Origin of the sequence: Staphylococcus sp. acrmy (assembly GCF_022690565.1) — a bacterium.
Lineage (GTDB): Bacteria > Bacillota > Bacilli > Staphylococcales > Staphylococcaceae > Staphylococcus > Staphylococcus caledonicus.
Genome location: NZ_JALCVE010000003.1, coordinates 180,474 through 195,665, shown reverse-complemented (window position 1 = coordinate 195,665; position 15,192 = coordinate 180,474). Strand labels below are relative to the sequence as shown.

The window sequence follows — 15,192 nt, the reverse complement described above, 5'->3', positions numbered from 1 at the left end:
GTAAGATAATTCGTTTTAGAGGAGTGTCGCAGCTATGGATAATATTGATAAAACTATGAAGTTTGATTATGAAGAAATTCCAAAAGAAAATGTCGAATCAGTATTAAATAATGTACATCGAACTTTAGAAGAACGCGGATATAATGCAGTCAACCAAATAGTTGGTTATCTGTTATCAGGCGACCCTGCCTATATTCCACGTCAGAACGATGCACGCAATCAAATTCGTCATATCGATCGCGACGTTATTATGGAAGAACTTGTTTCAAACTACTTAAAAGAGAACAAGAAATAGCTTATGCTGACACATAAAATTTTAGGTTTAGATGTTGGTAGTAAAACGGTTGGCATAGCTATAAGTGATTTAATGGGTTGGACAGCCCAAGGACTAGACACTCTGAGAATTGATGAGGAAAATAATGAATTCGGTATTGATAAGCTTGTAACGATTATTAAAGAAAACAATGTAGGCACAGTAGTTATCGGCTTACCGAAAAATATGAATAATTCTGTTGGATTTCGTGGAGAAGCTTCGTTACACTATAAAGAGCTACTTCAACAAGCATTACCACATATAGAAATTGTAATGTGGGATGAACGCTTGAGTACTATGGCTGCTGAACGCTCATTATTAGAAGCAGATGTTTCTAGACAAAAAAGAAAGAAAGTAATTGATAAAATGGCTGCAGTTTTTATACTTCAAGGCTATTTAGATTCTATCTAAAAGGAGATTTAAATTATGACTGAACATAACCATGATGTATATTTAAATATTAGTAACGAAGAAGAATTATTAACTTTATTCGATGAAAATGACAATGAAGTGTTATACCGTAAAATGTTAGAGTTTTACCATCCAGAATTTAAAAAGGAATATGTTATTTTAGCAGAAGAAGGCGCTCAATCAGATGATGACGATATGATTGAACTTATTCCAATGATTAATGAACCTGACGAATCAGGTGATGGTGGTAAATTAGTCCCAATCGAAACTGACGAAGAATGGGATATGATTGAAGAAGTTGTCAATACAAACATGGAAGAATAGTTAAATAACTATTTCAAGCAGTCTGGAACACTTAATGTTTCAGGCTGCTTTATCGTTTCATTTTAAATTTCATAAAAAGCGATAACATTACAAGATAAAGTATGAAGTTAGCTAAGTGTGGATGAATTGTATAAACAATAGAATAGGGGTTGACAATTTAGCTTAATTTATTTAATCTCACTTAAATTTAAGGTGAAACTATGGTAAAATACTTTAAGTAAATTTTTATAAGTACATGTATAAATAATTAAGAATACAGATTAGTCATTAAATAAGGAGAGTCATAAATAATTTTCGTGTTACAAATCGATATATTTTGGCACAAAGTAGACGCATGTCTCCACCTTAATACGTGAAGATAAATCAGGCTTAATGAACTGGTTTATTTTTTAATGTCATTTTACATTTTAAAAGGAAGTAAAAAAATGGAAGCAAATCAAAAATATTTACTTGAGATACATAGAGAAACTGACAATAATATTGAAGAATTAAGAGCATATGCCGAAGAAAATGCAGTTCCAATAGTAGATAGATTATCACTAGAAATGATTAAGCAATTAATCAGAATTCATAAACCTACCAATATTCTAGAGATTGGAACAGCAATAGGCTACAGTTCTATGCAGTTTGCTTCAATCTCACCAACCATTAATGTTACTACAATCGAACGTGATGATAATATGATTAACCAAGCAAAGCTTAATTTTAAAAAATATGGTTATGATAACCAAATTACCTTATTAGAAGGCGATGCTTTTGAGCAATTAGAAAAGGTTAATAACAGAACATACGATATAATATTTATTGATGCTGCAAAGGCTCAATCTAAAAAGTTTTTTGAACACTTTACCCCTTTTTTAAGAAAGGGAGGCCTAGTCATTACAGATAATGTACTTTATCACGGATTTGTCTCTGACATAGAGATTGTTCGTTCTCGCAATGTAAAACAAATGGTAAAAAAAGTACAAAAGTTCAACACTTGGCTTATGGAACAGGAAAATTATCAAACTAATTTTTTAAATATGGATGATGGACTAGCCATTTCTATCAAAGGAGAATAATGATGACTGAACTACTTGTTACTCCTAAGTCTTTAGCTCATATGGAAACACTTATAGATATCGGCGCAGATGCGTTTGTTATTGGCGAACAGAAATTTGGGTTGAGATTAGCTGGAGAATTTAAACGTGATGATATTAAAAGAGCTGTTGCCTTAGCTCATGAAAATGATAAAAAAGTTTATGTAGCGGTGAATGGAATTTTTCATAATTATCATTTAAATGCATTAGAAGATTATATTAATTACTTACATGAGTTAGAAGTGGACCGCATCATTTTCGGTGATCCTGCCGTAGTCATGTATGTTAAAAACCAAGAAAATCCAATTCCATTAAATTGGGATGCTGAAACTATAGTAACAAACTATTTTCAGTGTAATTATTGGGGCAAAAAAGGTGCGAAAAGAGCAGTTTTAGCTCGCGAATTGAACTTGGATGAAATTATTAGTATTAAAGAAAAAGCAAATGTGGAAATTGAAGTGCAAGTTCATGGAATGACATGTATGTTCCAATCTAAAAGACTGTTATTAGGAAATTATTACACCTTCCAAGATAGACAAATGAAGATTCAGCGTGATAACAGTGAACATGAACTATTATTATATGATGAAGAACGAGAAAATAAATACCCTGTCTTTGAAGACTACAATGGGACACATATTATGTCGCCTAACGATATATGTCTTATTGAAGAGTTAGAACCGTTGTTCCAAGCAAATATTGATTCTTTTAAAATAGATGGTGTATTACAAAGTGAAGAGTACATTAATGTTGTAACTCGTCAATATAGAGAAGCTATCGATTTATATAATGAAGATCCAGAAGCTTACGAAGATGAAAAATTTATGCTAGTAGACCCAATTGAAGAAATTCAACCTGAGCATCGTCCATTTGATGAAGGGTTCTTATACAAACAAACAGTTTACTAAAAGGAGGCGCTAAAGTGAAAACTTTAACTGAAATCACTTCAAAATCAAAAAATAAAGTTAAAAAGCCTGAATTATTGGCGCCTGCTGGTAATTTAGAAAAGTTGAAAATTGCTGTGCAGTACGGGGCTGATGCCGTATTTCTAGGTGGCCAAGAATACGGTTTACGATCAAACGCTGATAATTTTACTATGGAAGAAATTAAAGAAGGCGTTGAATTTGCAAACAAGTATAACGCGAAAATTTACGTAACGACTAACATTATTGCGCATGATGAGAATGTGGATGGCTTAGAAGATTATTTGCGTGACTTAGAAGCTACTGGAGCTTCGGGTATAATAGTAGCCGACCCTCTAATCATAGAAACTTGTAAACAAGTAGCACCTAAGCTAGAAATCCATTTATCTACTCAACAATCTTTATCAAATTATAAAGCCGTAGAGTATTGGAAAGAGGAAGGTTTAGATCGTGTCGTATTAGCACGTGAAACGGGCGCAATGGAAATGAAAGAAATGAAAGAAAACGTAGATATTGAAATTGAAGCGTTTATTCATGGGGCAATGTGTATTGCTTATTCAGGACGTTGTACATTGAGTAATCATATGACGGCTCGCGATTCAAATAGAGGTGGCTGTTGCCAAAGTTGTCGTTGGGATTATGATTTGTTATCAGTCGATAAAGTTGGAGAGCTTGATTTATATTATCAAGACGATGAAGTTGTTCCTTTCGCAATGAGTCCTAAAGATTTAAAATTAATAGAATCTATACCTCAGATGATGGATATTGGTATCGATTCATTAAAAATAGAAGGACGCATGAAATCTATACATTATATTGCTACAGTAGTTTCTGTCTACAGAAAAGTAATTGACGCCTACGCTGAGGATCCAGAAAACTTTAAAATTAAGCCAGAATGGTTAATTGAATTAGATAAATGCGCGAATAGAGATACTGCTCCAGCATTTTTCGAAGGGACACCTGGGTACGAAGAGCAAATGTTTGGCATGCAACAAAATAAGAAATCACCATATGATTTTTGTGGTTTAGTGTTAGATTATGATGCATCTACTAAGATCGCAACAATTCAGCAAAGAAACCACTTTAAACCTGGACAAGAGATTGAATTTTTCGGCCCTGAGATTGACAGCTTTAAGCAAGTAGTTGATGTTATTTATGATGAAGAGGGTAACAGTTTAGATGCTGCACGACATCCACTTCAGATTGTGCAAATCAAGGTTGAACATCCAATTTATCCTAATAATATGATGAGAAAGGAAATCGGATAATGGCGAAGACAACAATAATTGGTATTGCTGGTGGCTCAGGTTCTGGTAAAACCACAGTTACAAATGAAATTTTGAAGAATTTAGAAGGCCATAGCGTTGCTTTATTAGCACAAGATTTTTATTATAAAGATCAATCACATCTTACGTTTGAAGAGCGTTTAGAAACAAATTATGACCATCCTTTCGCCTTTGATAATGATCTTTTAATCGAAAATTTACGTGACTTAGTGAACGGTCACGCAGTTGAAGTGCCTACTTATGATTTTACAAACCATACAAGAAGCGATGAAACGATTGCATTTGAACCTAAAGATGTTATTATCGTAGAAGGTATATTTACTTTAGAAAATAAAACATTACGTGATATGATGGATGTTAAAATATACGTTGATACTGATGCAGATTTAAGAATTTTAAGACGTCTAGTACGTGATACTAAAGAACGTGGCCGTTCAATGGAATCTGTTATTAATCAATATTTGAATGTTGTTAAACCGATGCATAATCAATTTATTGAACCAACAAAAAAATATGCTGATATTATTATTCCAGAAGGTGGAAGTAATAAGGTTGCAATTGATATAATGACAACTAAAATTCAAACGCTTGTAAGCAAGCATTAATCCATGCGTAAGTGATTCGTTTTATTTCATTTTTTAAATTGAAAAATATTACTGATAAAGGAAGATGACATAATGGAAAACCAAAAACAATATCCAATGACTCAAGAAGGTTATGAACAGTTAGAACAAGAATTAGAAGAACTAAAAACTGTTAAACGTCCAGAAGTAGTTGAAAAAATTAAAGTTGCTCGTTCATTTGGTGACTTATCTGAGAACTCTGAGTATGATGCTGCTAAAGACGAACAAGGTTTCATCGAACAGGATATTCAACGCATTGAGCATATGTTAAGATATGCACTAATTATCGAAGATACTGGTGATAATAACGTTGTTCAAATTGGTAAAACAGTTACATTTGTTGAATTACCTGGTGACGAAGAAGAAAGCTATCAAATTGTTGGTTCTGCTGAATCAGATGCTTTTAAAGGTAAAATTTCAAACGAATCACCAATGGCTAAAGCATTAATAGGCAAAAGCTTAAAAGATGAAGTTCGCGTACCACTTCCAAATGGTGGCGAAATCAACGTAAAAATAGTCGATATTAAATAAATTTTTAACCACTTCAAGCGTTAAATTTTTATAATTTAGCCGTTGGAGTGGTTTTTTTCGCTATTATATATTGATGTAAAAATATTTATTTAGATTATATTTACATAATTTTTAACAACATTCTTATTAAACATTGTCAAATATATTTAAATTTCAGAACTTTTTCATGACAAATCATGATATATATGCTTAAATAACTATGTGAATACAACTAGAAATGACCAATGAATCCAGTAAAGTAAGCGATTACAATAGTCTTACTTTTTTATTATTCTTAATTTGAAATACTTATTAAACAACTATGATTATTAGGTGGTATAATTTTATATATACTTGTTAATAATGAGCTTTAATAATTTAACAAATTTAAACTATCTAATTAATTAAGTTGACTAAAAACGTAGTATCATCAAGGGGGGAGGCAATAGATTGGACATTAAATTAGTTAATGAGCAATCAATATTGCTATATTTTAAAGAAGAAATAAGTGAAGATAATTATAAAGAAGTAGATGCAACGACTCAATACATACTTTCTAAAAATATTTCAGCAATAAAAGATATTGTTCCTTCATATCGAGCCATTATGGTGAATTTTGATAACGAATTAATTGATTATGAAGAATTAATAAAACGTCTAGATTTAGATAACATTGAACATCTAGATTTAAATACTAAAACTGAAAAAAGAGTTATACATATACCAGTGCTTTATAATTCAGAAGTAGGTCCTGATTTAGAAGAAGTAGCTAATCATAATGATTTAACAGTTGAAGACGTGATAGATATTCATAGTAGTAATGAGTATTTAGTTTATATGTTAGGTTTTATGCCAGGATTTCCATTTTTAGGCGGTCTTGACGAACGTTTACATACTCCGAGAAGATCTGAACCTAGAGTTAAAATTGATGCTGGTTCTGTAGGTATCGCTAATAATCAAACTGGCCTATATCCTTCAAATTCGCCCGGAGGTTGGCAAATTATAGGTAGAACACCTTTAAAAGTGTTTGATCAATACTCTGAACCAATGACACTTTACGAAGCTGGAGATTACATTAAATTTTATGCAATTGATGAATCAACTTTTAAAAAAATAGAAACTGAAATTGCTGAAAATAGATTTAATAAAGAAAAGTGGGTGTCTAATAATGAGCATTAAAATTATAAAACCTGGTCTTTTCACCACTGTACAAGATAAAGGTCGTTACGGTTATCAACATTTAGGTTTCTCAAGTGCTGGTGCGATGGATAAGTATAGTTATGAAGTGGGACAAACCTTGATTAATAATCAAGGGCCTAACCTTGAATATACAATTATCGGTCCAACAATACAATTTGATAAGAATAATACAATCGTACTTACTGGTGGTCAATTCAATGCCAAGTTGAATAATCAAAAAATCTCTCAGAATACAGTCATTTTTGTGTCTCAAGGTGACCAATTAGAAATTGGTAATGCGGTAGAAGGTGCAAGAGGGTATATATTCTTCGGACAGCCTTTAGATATTGACAAAGTAGCCGATAGTTATTCCACGCATACAAGAAGTATGATTGGAGGATTTAAAGGGAGACTATTAAAAAAGAACGATGTTATTAATATCGTTCCTAATGATAACTTTAAATTGAACTTAGGAAAAACATTAGAATATGATGCAATCGCTCAAGATAATATTATTCATATTATTGAAGGCCCACAGGCACAAGCATTTTCAGAAGAAAAGAAAACAACCTTAGTACAAGGTGAATATAATATTTCTGATAAATCAGATAGAATGGGCTATCGACTTATTGGAGATAATATAGCTCCTGAAAATAGTGCTGATATCATTTCAGAGCCTGTAGCATTAGGCAGTATTCAAGTACCTAACGATGGTAATCCTATTATTTTATTAAATGATAAGCAAACTGTTGGTGGCTATACTAAGATAGCAACTGTAAGTCAGTTAGGTCTAAGAAAATTAGCTCAGTTCAAGCCTGGTGATACTATTCAATTTGAGTGGATATCAATGAACGATGCTAACCAAGAATTACAACAGTTCACTAAAGAATTTAATGAACAACTAGAGAGTGTCTCATCACATCCAATTTATAATATTGAATGGTTACGACCAACTTCAAATAAATTAGCAAGAATAATCGAGGAGGAATAATTAAAAATGAATATACAAAAAATAGAAGAAGTTATTAAATTAGTAAAATCTAATAACGTTAAAAAATTTAAATATAAAGATTTTGAAAATGAATTAGAATTAGATTTCACTGAAGGAACTCAAAACAGTTCATTTATCCCATCTCAAAATCAAGATAATGGAGCGACAACTTCAAACCAACAAGAAGAAAGCCAATCTCAATCAAATGCTACTGAAGAGGCATCTAAAGAAATTACATCTCCTATGGTAGGAACATTCTTTTTACAAGATAGTAAAGAGTTAACTGAGCCACAAATCAAAGTTGGAAATCAAGTTAAATCTGGTGATGTCATCGGATATGTAGAAGCAATGAAAGTAATGAATGAAGTCACAAGTGACATTGATGGCGAAGTAGTTGAAATAGTAGTAGATCACGGAACTAATGTTGAGTATGATCAAGTACTAGTCAAAGTTAAATAAGGGGGACAGGTACATGTATCGTTGTTTAGTGGCAAATAGAGGAGAAATTGCGGTTCGTATCATTAGAGCATGTCGCGAAATGAATATTGAAACAGTTGCGATTTATGCTAAAGGTGATGAAAAAAGTTTACATGTCAGCCTTGCAGACCAAGCTGTGTGTATAGGTGAAGCAAATTCTTTAGATAGTTATTTAAATATCGAACGTATTATTGGCGCTGCTGAAATAACTGGGGCAAACGCCATTCATCCTGGATATGGATTTTTATCTGAGAGTACAACTTTTGCTGAAAAAGTTGAAGAAAATGACATTCACTTTATCGGACCTAGTAAAAAAACAATGGAAATGATGGGTGACAAAATTACTGCACGTCAAACAGTTGATTCTGCTGGAGTACCAGTAATACCTGGTTCGACAGATGCAGTAGACTCAATTGACGAAATTAAAGAATTAGCTGAGGAAATCGGTTATCCACTTGTTTTAAAAGCAGCAAGTGGTGGTGGTGGTAAAGGTATCCGTATTGTTAAGGAACCTGAACAACTTGAAAAATCACTTAAAGAAGCTAAAAGTGAGGGTAAAAAATATTTCAATGACGATAGAGTATATGTGGAAGCATTTATCCCAGTAGCTAAGCATGTTGAAGTTCAAGTTATTGGAGACGGTAAAGAGAATTACGTGCATCTAGGTGAACGTGATTGTTCTGTTCAACGTAAAAATCAAAAACTTATCGAAGAATCACCGTGTGCTGCATTAACAGAAGAACGACGTCAACAAATCTGTGACGACGCAGTAGCTGTGGCAAAAGCATCAAATTATCGTAGTGCAGGAACTATCGAATTCTTAGTTACTGAGGATGCGCATTATTTCATTGAAATGAATGCTCGAATTCAAGTTGAACATACAGTAACTGAAATGCGCGCGGATAGAGACTTATTACAAGCTCAATTATACTTATTACAACATGATGAATTACCATTCACTCAAGAAGATATTATATTCAATGGGCATGTCATTGAAGCACGTATCAATGCAGAAGACCCTGAGAAGAAATTCCGTCCAACACCTGGTAAAGTAAAAAAATTACATTTACCTCAAGGTTTTAACATTCGTGTCGATTCATTGCTATACCCTGGCTATCAAGTATCACCTTATTATGATTCGCTAGTAGCTAAAGTTATTGTTAAGGATGCCAATCGTCAAACAGCCATCAACAAGTTAAAAGTAGCTTTAGATGAAATGGTCATTGAAGGATTTACAACAACTGCCGACTTTTTATATGCAGTATTAAGTTATCCTTTATATGCTGATGGTGATGCTAGTGAAGTGGATATAAAATTCCTTGAAAAACATCAAATAGTAAAAGGAGTGGAGCTATAATGCAAATTGATTTAAATTGTGACTTGGGTGAAGCTTTCGGTAACTACTCATTTGGTGGAGATGCTGATATTATTCCATTAATAACATCTGCCAATATTGCATGTGGTTTTCATGCTGGTGATGAGAATGTAATGAATGAAACAGTAAAATTAGCTAAGGAACATGGTATAGACATTGGCGCACATCCAGGACTGCCAGATTTAAAAGGTTTTGGACGTCGCAACATGGATATCGCTCCAGATGAAATCTATAATCTAGTTGTTTATCAATTAGGTGCATTAAACGGATTTTGCAAAATACATGGAACACGTATTAATCACGTAAAACCTCATGGCGCACTTTACCAAATGGGTGCTCGTGATAAAACAATTGCACGTGCTATCGCTCAAGCCGTTTATGATTTTGATCCGGAGTTAATATTTGTAGGATTGTCTAACACTTTACTCATCTCAGAAGCTCAAGCTATCGGTCTTAAAGTTGCTTCAGAAGTATTCGCAGATAGACGCTATGAAGATGATGGCCAATTAGTAAGCCGTAAAGAAAAAGATGCATCTATTACTAACACTGAAGAAGCACTAAACCAAGTAATTAAAATGCTTACTGAAAATAAAGTAGTTAGTAAAAACGGGAAAGAAATTGATTTACAAGCAGATACAATTTGTGTACACGGTGATGGGGCACATGCACTTGAATTTGTAACACAAATCAGAAAAAAATTAACGAAAGAAGGCATTGATATTCAATCCTTATAGGGGGTACCAAAGATGGGAGAAAATTTACAACAAAACCCAAATAACGAAGTAAAAAAAGATAAAAAGGATTTTAAGTTTACTAAAAATCATAGACGATTGCTATACGGTTCAGTTTTCCTGATGGCAACATCGGCAATAGGACCAGCGTTCCTTACTCAAACTGCTGTTTTTACAGCTGAGTTCTACGCTAGCTTTGCCTTTGCAATATTAATTTCAATATTAATAGATATTGGGGCTCAAATTAATATTTGGCGTGTCTTAGTAGTAACAGGTTTACGAGGTCAAGAGGTATCTAATAAAGTACTTCCTGGTTTAGGAACTTTGATATCAATATTAATTGCATTCGGTGGTCTAGCATTTAATATAGGGAACATTGCTGGCGCCGGCTTAGGCTTAAATGCCATGTTTGGTCTCGATATCAAATGGGGTGCAGCAATTACTGCTGTATTCTCAATATTAATTTTTGTAAGCAAAAGTGGACAAAAGATTATGGATGTTGTCTCAATGATGCTTGGTGTTGTAATGATTTTAGTAGTGGCATACGTAATGGTTGTATCTAATCCACCATATGCTGATGCGCTTGTTCATACAGTTGCACCAGAACATCCAATCAAATTAATCTTACCAATTATCACTCTAGTTGGAGGTACTGTTGGTGGTTACATTACATTTGCAGGTGCACATAGATTATTAGATTCTGGAATGAAGGGCGAAGAGTTTGTGCCATTCGTTAACCGTTCTGCAATAGTAGGTATCATGACAACTGGTATCATGCGTGTACTTCTTTTCCTAGCAGTATTAGGTGTAGTTGTTACTGGAGTTACATTAAATGCTGATAACCCACCAGCGTCAGTATTTGAACATGCAATCGGTCCTATCGGTAAAAATATTTTTGGAGTAGTTATCTTTGCAGCAGCCATGTCATCAGTTATTGGCTCAGCATACACAAGTGCTACTTTCTTAAAAACTTTACATAAATCATTATTTAATAAAAATAATCTTATTGTAATCACTTTTATCGTTATTTCTACATTAATTTTCTTATTCATTGGTAAACCTATAAGTTTACTTATCATTGCTGGAGCAATAAATGGTTGGATCTTACCTATCACTTTAGGTGCTATCTTAATTGCGAGTCGCAAAAAATCAATTGTTGGAGATTATAAACACCCAACATGGATGGTTGTGTTTGGAGTGATTGCAGTTATTGTCACAATAGTAACTGGAATATTCTCATTACAAGATTTAGCAGCTCTATGGAAAGGTTAATCAATTGCTCTAATTTAAATATTAATTCTTATTTTATATAGTAAAAAAAGATGATAATAATGTTTCATTTAATACCCACTAGCGAATTTAGACAAGTTTGCTAGTGGGTATTATTGTTATGAAAGTATCTATAAAATCATTTTAAATAAAAATTATTCTACAAACATAAATGAATAATCTTTGTCGTGATGAATAAAAATATATGATAAAATAACAAATGCTAAGAAAAAAACTGAGGTGTAAATATGATAGGAATTATAGGAGCTATGGAAGAAGAAGTAGCTATTTTAAAAGATAAATTAACAGAAATGAGCGAAGTAACAGTAGCCCATGTAAAATTTTATCGTGGTAAATTAAATGATAAAGAAGTTGTCTTAACTCAAAGCGGTATTGGTAAAGTTAACGCTGCAATTTCAACAACTTTATTGATTGAAAAATTTAATCCAAAAGTTATTATCAATACTGGTTCAGCAGGCGCTTTAGATGAGCAACTCGCAGTAGGTGATATATTAATTAGTAATGATGTAATGTATCATGATGCAGATGCAACAGCATTCGGGTATGAATACGGTCAAATTCCACAAATGCCAGCTAAATTCCACGCAAATGATGAACTTTTAACTCTAACTGAAAAGGTTATTACTGAGCAAAATTATAACGCTAAAGTCGGTCAAATTGTTAGTGGTGATAGTTTTATTGGCAGTGCAGAACAGCGTCTTGTTCTTAAACGTCAATTTCCAGAGGCAATGGCGGTCGAAATGGAAGCAACTGCAATAGCTCAGACGTGTTATCAATTCAAAGTACCATTTATTGTAACTCGTGCAGTTTCTGATTTAGCAAATGGCAAAGCAGAAATGTCATTTGAAGAATTTTTAGGACAAGCTGCGAAATCTTCAAGTACTATCGTAGAGCAATTAATTTTAACACTATAAATAATTGATAAAGGTGACGAATATATGGGATTAATAAAAAAATTTTTTATGCCAAATGATTACGTTAAATCAGTTTTTCAAATAGATATTGAGAAACTTGCTAAATCTGGCTTTAAAGGGATAATTACTGATTTAGATAATACTCTAGTAGGTTGGGATGTAAAATCACCAACTATTGAAATACAACAATGGTTTAAAAAAGCGAATGATTTAGGAATTACAATTACAATTGTTTCGAATAATAATGAAGACCGTGTTTCAAGTTTTTCAAAAGACTTAGATGTAGATTTTATTTTCAAAGCTCGTAAACCTATGGGTAAATCCTTTAATAAAGCAATTAAGCATATGAATATTAAACCAGAAGAAACGATTGTTATTGGAGATCAAATGTTAACAGACGTCTTCGGAGGTAATCGCAATGGCTTATACACGATTATGGTAGTACCTGTGAAAAGAACAGATGGTTTAGTGACTAGGTTTAATAGGATCATTGAACGTCGTTTATTAAATTACTTCAAGAATAAAGGTTATATTACATGGGAGGAAAATTGATTGGATGACACTTTAAAATGTATTGGTTGCGGAGCACCATTACAATCTGAAGATAAAAATGCGCCAGGTTATGTGCCCGAGCACAACCTGTTTAGAGAAGATGTTATTTGTCAAAGATGTTTTAGACTAAAAAATTATAACGAAATCCAAGATGTTGGAATGGATAGTGAAGACTTTTTAAATTTACTTAATGGTCTAGCTGAGCGACAAGGAATTATAGTAAATGTTGTCGATATTTTTGACTTCGAAGGCTCTTTTATTAATGCATTAAAGCGTATTGTAGGTAATAAAAAAATCATTTTAGTAGCAAATAAATTAGACTTACTTCCTAAACAAATTAATAAACGTCGCGTTAAAGAGTGGCTTAAGAAAACGGCTAGAAAATATGGAATGGAAGCCGAGGAAGTTGTATTAATTTCTGCCTACAAAGGATGGGGCATTGATGAGTTATTAACAACTATTGATAAGCATCGTAATAACAATGATGTTTATATCGTCGGGACTACAAATGTAGGTAAATCTACACTTATTAACAAGCTTATTGAAGAGAGCGTTGGTGAGAAAAATGTAGTCACTACTTCTAGATTTCCTGGAACTACTTTAGATATGATTGATATTCCATTAGATGAAAAGTCATTCATGTTTGATACACCAGGTATTATCCAATCACATCAAATGACTCATTATGTTTCTGACAAAGAATTGAAAGTAATCGTTCCTAAGAATGAAATTAAACAACGTGTATTTCAATTAAACGAAGGTCAAACGTTATTTTTTGGTGGTTTAGCAAGAATTGATTATATTTCTGGAGGCAAACGACCGTTAGTATGTTATTTTTCAAATGAATTAAATATTCATAGAACTAAAACTGAAAAAGCGAATGACTTATGGCGTAATCAAATTGGGAATGTGTTAACGCCACCTAGTAATCCAACGCAATTTGACATGAATGAAACTAAGGCGGTCAGATTAGAAACTGGAAAAGAAAAACGAGATGTTATGATTTCAGGGTTAGGCTTTATTACTATTGAAGCAGGGGCGAAGGTAATAGTAAGAGTTCCTAAAAATGTCGATGTCATATTACGTAATTCAATAATGTAAGGCGGTTTGTATATGAAATATGCGGTTATAGGCGATCCTATTTCACATTCCTTATCTCCAATAATGCACAATGCCAATTTTAAAGCATTAGGTATAGAAACCTCATATAATGCTTTACATGTTCCAACAAATGATTTTCATCATATTCGTGAAATTATTGAAGAAAAGCAACTAGATGGGTTTAATATAACGATTCCTCATAAAGAGCGAATCATACCTTATTTAGATGAAATAGATGAGAAATCTAAAGCAGTCGGCGCTGTAAATACTGTTAAAATAGTTAATAATAGATGGATTGGTTATAACACGGATGGTTTAGGATATTTAACAGGTTTAAAACAAGTTTATCCCGATGTTGCCAATGCATATATTTTAATTTTAGGCGCTGGCGGTGCTAGTAAAGGTATAGCGAATGAATTAAGTCATTACGTTCAACCTAAGTTAACTGTTGCGAATAGAACGATGAGTCGCTTTGAAAGTTGGGATTTAGATATTAATGCTATCTCGCTTAAGGAAGCAGAAAATTATTTAGACGAATTTGATATTATCATTAATACTACGTCTGCAGGTTTAAACGACAATACTGATAGCGTAATTAGTCTTGAAAATTTATCACCTAATTCACTCGTTAGCGACATTGTCTATATACCTTATAAAACACCATTTTTAGAAATAGCTGAATCAAAAGGAAACCACATTCATAATGGCCTTGATATGTTTGTTTATCAAGGAGCTGAAAGTTTTAAAATTTGGACAGGTAAACAACCCAATATTCAAGAAATGAAATATGCAGTACTAAAAAATTTACAAGGAGAATAACATGCTAACAGGAAAACAAAAAAGATATTTAAGAAGTTTAGCGCATAATATTGACCCTATTTTTCAAATAGGAAAAGCAGGTATAAATGAAAATATGGTATCTCAAATAGATGATACCCTTGAAACACGTGAATTAATTAAAATCCATGTCTTACAGAATAATTTTGATGATAAAAAAGAATTAGCTACTATATTAAGCGAAGCAACTAATAGTGATATTGTTCAAATAATTGGGTCTATGATTGTTATCTATAGAGAATCTGAAGATAATAAACAAATTACGTTGCCTTAATT

18 protein-coding genes and 2 pseudogenes are annotated in these 15,192 nt (G+C 32.7%); all 20 read left to right on the top strand.

What is annotated here, in order from left to right; translation table 11 throughout:
* The first annotated feature begins 34 nt into the window (after window positions 1-34).
* The 20 genes and pseudogenes from FH144_RS04490 to yhbY all read left to right on the top strand — a co-directional run bounded on the left by FH144_RS04490 (window position 35) and on the right by yhbY (window position 15,190).
* A complete protein-coding gene (locus tag FH144_RS04490) occupies window positions 35-295 on the top strand; it encodes an IreB family regulatory phosphoprotein (RefSeq protein WP_107508304.1) in 261 nt (86 codons plus the stop codon).
* A gap of 3 nt (window positions 296-298) precedes the next feature.
* Window positions 299-724 (top strand): Holliday junction resolvase RuvX, encoded by a 426-nt coding sequence (ruvX, locus tag FH144_RS04485; protein WP_242313961.1) that lies wholly within the window; start codon window positions 299-301, stop codon window positions 722-724.
* A 15-nt stretch (window positions 725-739) separates the two neighbouring features.
* Window positions 740-1,048: a DUF1292 domain-containing protein gene (locus FH144_RS04480; RefSeq protein WP_242313959.1), complete on the top strand. Its 309-nt coding sequence runs from the start codon at window positions 740-742 to the stop codon at window positions 1,046-1,048.
* 425 nt (window positions 1,049-1,473) lie between these two features.
* Entirely contained in the window at window positions 1,474-2,109 is a 636-nt protein-coding gene (locus FH144_RS04475; protein WP_107508307.1) for an O-methyltransferase, read from the top strand.
* A gap of 2 nt (window positions 2,110-2,111) precedes the next feature.
* Window positions 2,112-3,035: a peptidase U32 family protein gene (locus tag FH144_RS04470; protein ID WP_198611517.1), complete on the top strand. Its 924-nt coding sequence runs from the start codon at window positions 2,112-2,114 to the stop codon at window positions 3,033-3,035.
* Window positions 3,036-3,049: 14 nt separating this feature from the next.
* Window positions 3,050-4,318: a peptidase U32 family protein gene (locus FH144_RS04465; protein WP_242313957.1), complete on the top strand. Its 1,269-nt coding sequence runs from the start codon at window positions 3,050-3,052 to the stop codon at window positions 4,316-4,318.
* Complete coding sequence (udk, locus tag FH144_RS04460) at window positions 4,318-4,941, top strand: uridine kinase (RefSeq protein WP_107508310.1); 624 nt, start codon at window positions 4,318-4,320, stop codon at window positions 4,939-4,941. Before FH144_RS04465 ends, udk begins: the two co-directional genes overlap by 1 nt.
* 72 nt (window positions 4,942-5,013) lie before the next feature.
* A complete protein-coding gene (gene greA / locus FH144_RS04455) occupies window positions 5,014-5,490 on the top strand; it encodes a transcription elongation factor GreA (protein WP_103166600.1) in 477 nt (158 codons plus the stop codon).
* A gap of 429 nt (window positions 5,491-5,919) precedes the next feature.
* A complete protein-coding gene (gene pxpB, locus FH144_RS04450; protein ID WP_242313954.1) occupies window positions 5,920-6,648 on the top strand; it encodes a 5-oxoprolinase subunit PxpB in 729 nt (242 codons plus the stop codon).
* Window positions 6,638-7,639, top strand: coding sequence for a 5-oxoprolinase subunit C family protein (locus FH144_RS04445; protein WP_242313952.1), 1,002 nt, complete (start codon window positions 6,638-6,640; stop codon window positions 7,637-7,639). The genes pxpB and FH144_RS04445 overlap by 11 nt, the downstream gene beginning before the upstream one ends.
* A gap of 6 nt (window positions 7,640-7,645) precedes the next feature.
* Window positions 7,646-7,753 (top strand): annotated as a pseudogene (locus tag FH144_RS12095) (acetyl-CoA carboxylase biotin carboxyl carrier protein subunit); the annotation flags it as partial.
* 117 nt (window positions 7,754-7,870) lie between these two features.
* Window positions 7,871-8,098 (top strand): annotated as a pseudogene (locus tag FH144_RS12090) (acetyl-CoA carboxylase biotin carboxyl carrier protein); the annotation flags it as partial.
* A gap of 13 nt (window positions 8,099-8,111) precedes the next feature.
* Entirely contained in the window at window positions 8,112-9,473 is a 1,362-nt protein-coding gene (locus tag FH144_RS04435; RefSeq protein WP_107508314.1) for an acetyl-CoA carboxylase biotin carboxylase subunit, read from the top strand.
* Window positions 9,473-10,225 (top strand): 5-oxoprolinase subunit PxpA, encoded by a 753-nt coding sequence (gene pxpA / locus FH144_RS04430; RefSeq protein WP_242313948.1) that lies wholly within the window; start codon window positions 9,473-9,475, stop codon window positions 10,223-10,225. The genes FH144_RS04435 and pxpA overlap by 1 nt, the downstream gene beginning before the upstream one ends.
* Before the next feature lie 12 nt (window positions 10,226-10,237).
* Window positions 10,238-11,494 carry an NRAMP family divalent metal transporter gene (locus tag FH144_RS04425; protein ID WP_242313946.1) on the top strand — a complete coding sequence of 419 codons (1,257 nt, stop codon included), beginning with the start codon at window positions 10,238-10,240 and terminating at the stop codon, window positions 11,492-11,494.
* Between the two features lie 245 nt (window positions 11,495-11,739).
* The gene (mtnN, locus tag FH144_RS04420; protein ID WP_242313944.1) at window positions 11,740-12,426 is read left to right on the top strand and encodes a 5'-methylthioadenosine/S-adenosylhomocysteine nucleosidase; all 687 of its coding nucleotides are present in this window, start codon (window positions 11,740-11,742) and stop codon (window positions 12,424-12,426) included.
* 24 nt (window positions 12,427-12,450) lie between these two features.
* Complete coding sequence (locus FH144_RS04415) at window positions 12,451-12,978, top strand: YqeG family HAD IIIA-type phosphatase (protein ID WP_103167099.1); 528 nt, start codon at window positions 12,451-12,453, stop codon at window positions 12,976-12,978.
* The gene (yqeH, locus tag FH144_RS04410; protein ID WP_242313942.1) at window positions 12,979-14,079 is read left to right on the top strand and encodes a ribosome biogenesis GTPase YqeH; all 1,101 of its coding nucleotides are present in this window, start codon (window positions 12,979-12,981) and stop codon (window positions 14,077-14,079) included.
* Window positions 14,080-14,091: 12 nt separating this feature from the next.
* Window positions 14,092-14,898 (top strand): shikimate dehydrogenase, encoded by an 807-nt coding sequence (gene aroE / locus FH144_RS04405; protein WP_242313940.1) that lies wholly within the window; start codon window positions 14,092-14,094, stop codon window positions 14,896-14,898.
* Window position 14,899: 1 nt separating this feature from the next.
* Window positions 14,900-15,190 carry a ribosome assembly RNA-binding protein YhbY gene (yhbY, locus tag FH144_RS04400; RefSeq protein WP_242313938.1) on the top strand — a complete coding sequence of 97 codons (291 nt, stop codon included), beginning with the start codon at window positions 14,900-14,902 and terminating at the stop codon, window positions 15,188-15,190.
* The last annotated feature ends 2 nt before the right edge of the window (window positions 15,191-15,192 follow it).

Bases quoted from the DNA above. Each gene is read 5' to 3' on its own strand.
- FH144_RS04490 (WP_107508304.1), top strand. From the start codon at position 35: ATGGATAATATTGATAAAACTATGAAGTTTGATTATGAAGAAATTCCA.
- ruvX (WP_242313961.1), top strand. From the start codon at position 299: ATGCTGACACATAAAATTTTAGGTTTAGATGTTGGTAGTAAAACGGTT.
- FH144_RS04480 (WP_242313959.1), top strand. From the start codon at position 740: ATGACTGAACATAACCATGATGTATATTTAAATATTAGTAACGAAGAA.
- FH144_RS04475 (WP_107508307.1), top strand. From the start codon at position 1,474: ATGGAAGCAAATCAAAAATATTTACTTGAGATACATAGAGAAACTGAC.
- FH144_RS04470 (WP_198611517.1), top strand. From the start codon at position 2,112: ATGACTGAACTACTTGTTACTCCTAAGTCTTTAGCTCATATGGAAACA.
- udk (WP_107508310.1), top strand. From the start codon at position 4,318: ATGGCGAAGACAACAATAATTGGTATTGCTGGTGGCTCAGGTTCTGGT.
- greA (WP_103166600.1), top strand. From the start codon at position 5,014: ATGGAAAACCAAAAACAATATCCAATGACTCAAGAAGGTTATGAACAG.
- FH144_RS04445 (WP_242313952.1), top strand. From the start codon at position 6,638: ATGAGCATTAAAATTATAAAACCTGGTCTTTTCACCACTGTACAAGAT.
- FH144_RS04435 (WP_107508314.1), top strand. From the start codon at position 8,112: ATGTATCGTTGTTTAGTGGCAAATAGAGGAGAAATTGCGGTTCGTATC.
- pxpA (WP_242313948.1), top strand. From the start codon at position 9,473: ATGCAAATTGATTTAAATTGTGACTTGGGTGAAGCTTTCGGTAACTAC.
- FH144_RS04425 (WP_242313946.1), top strand. From the start codon at position 10,238: ATGGGAGAAAATTTACAACAAAACCCAAATAACGAAGTAAAAAAAGAT.
- mtnN (WP_242313944.1), top strand. From the start codon at position 11,740: ATGATAGGAATTATAGGAGCTATGGAAGAAGAAGTAGCTATTTTAAAA.
- FH144_RS04415 (WP_103167099.1), top strand. From the start codon at position 12,451: ATGGGATTAATAAAAAAATTTTTTATGCCAAATGATTACGTTAAATCA.
- aroE (WP_242313940.1), top strand. From the start codon at position 14,092: ATGAAATATGCGGTTATAGGCGATCCTATTTCACATTCCTTATCTCCA.
- yhbY (WP_242313938.1), top strand. From the start codon at position 14,900: ATGCTAACAGGAAAACAAAAAAGATATTTAAGAAGTTTAGCGCATAAT.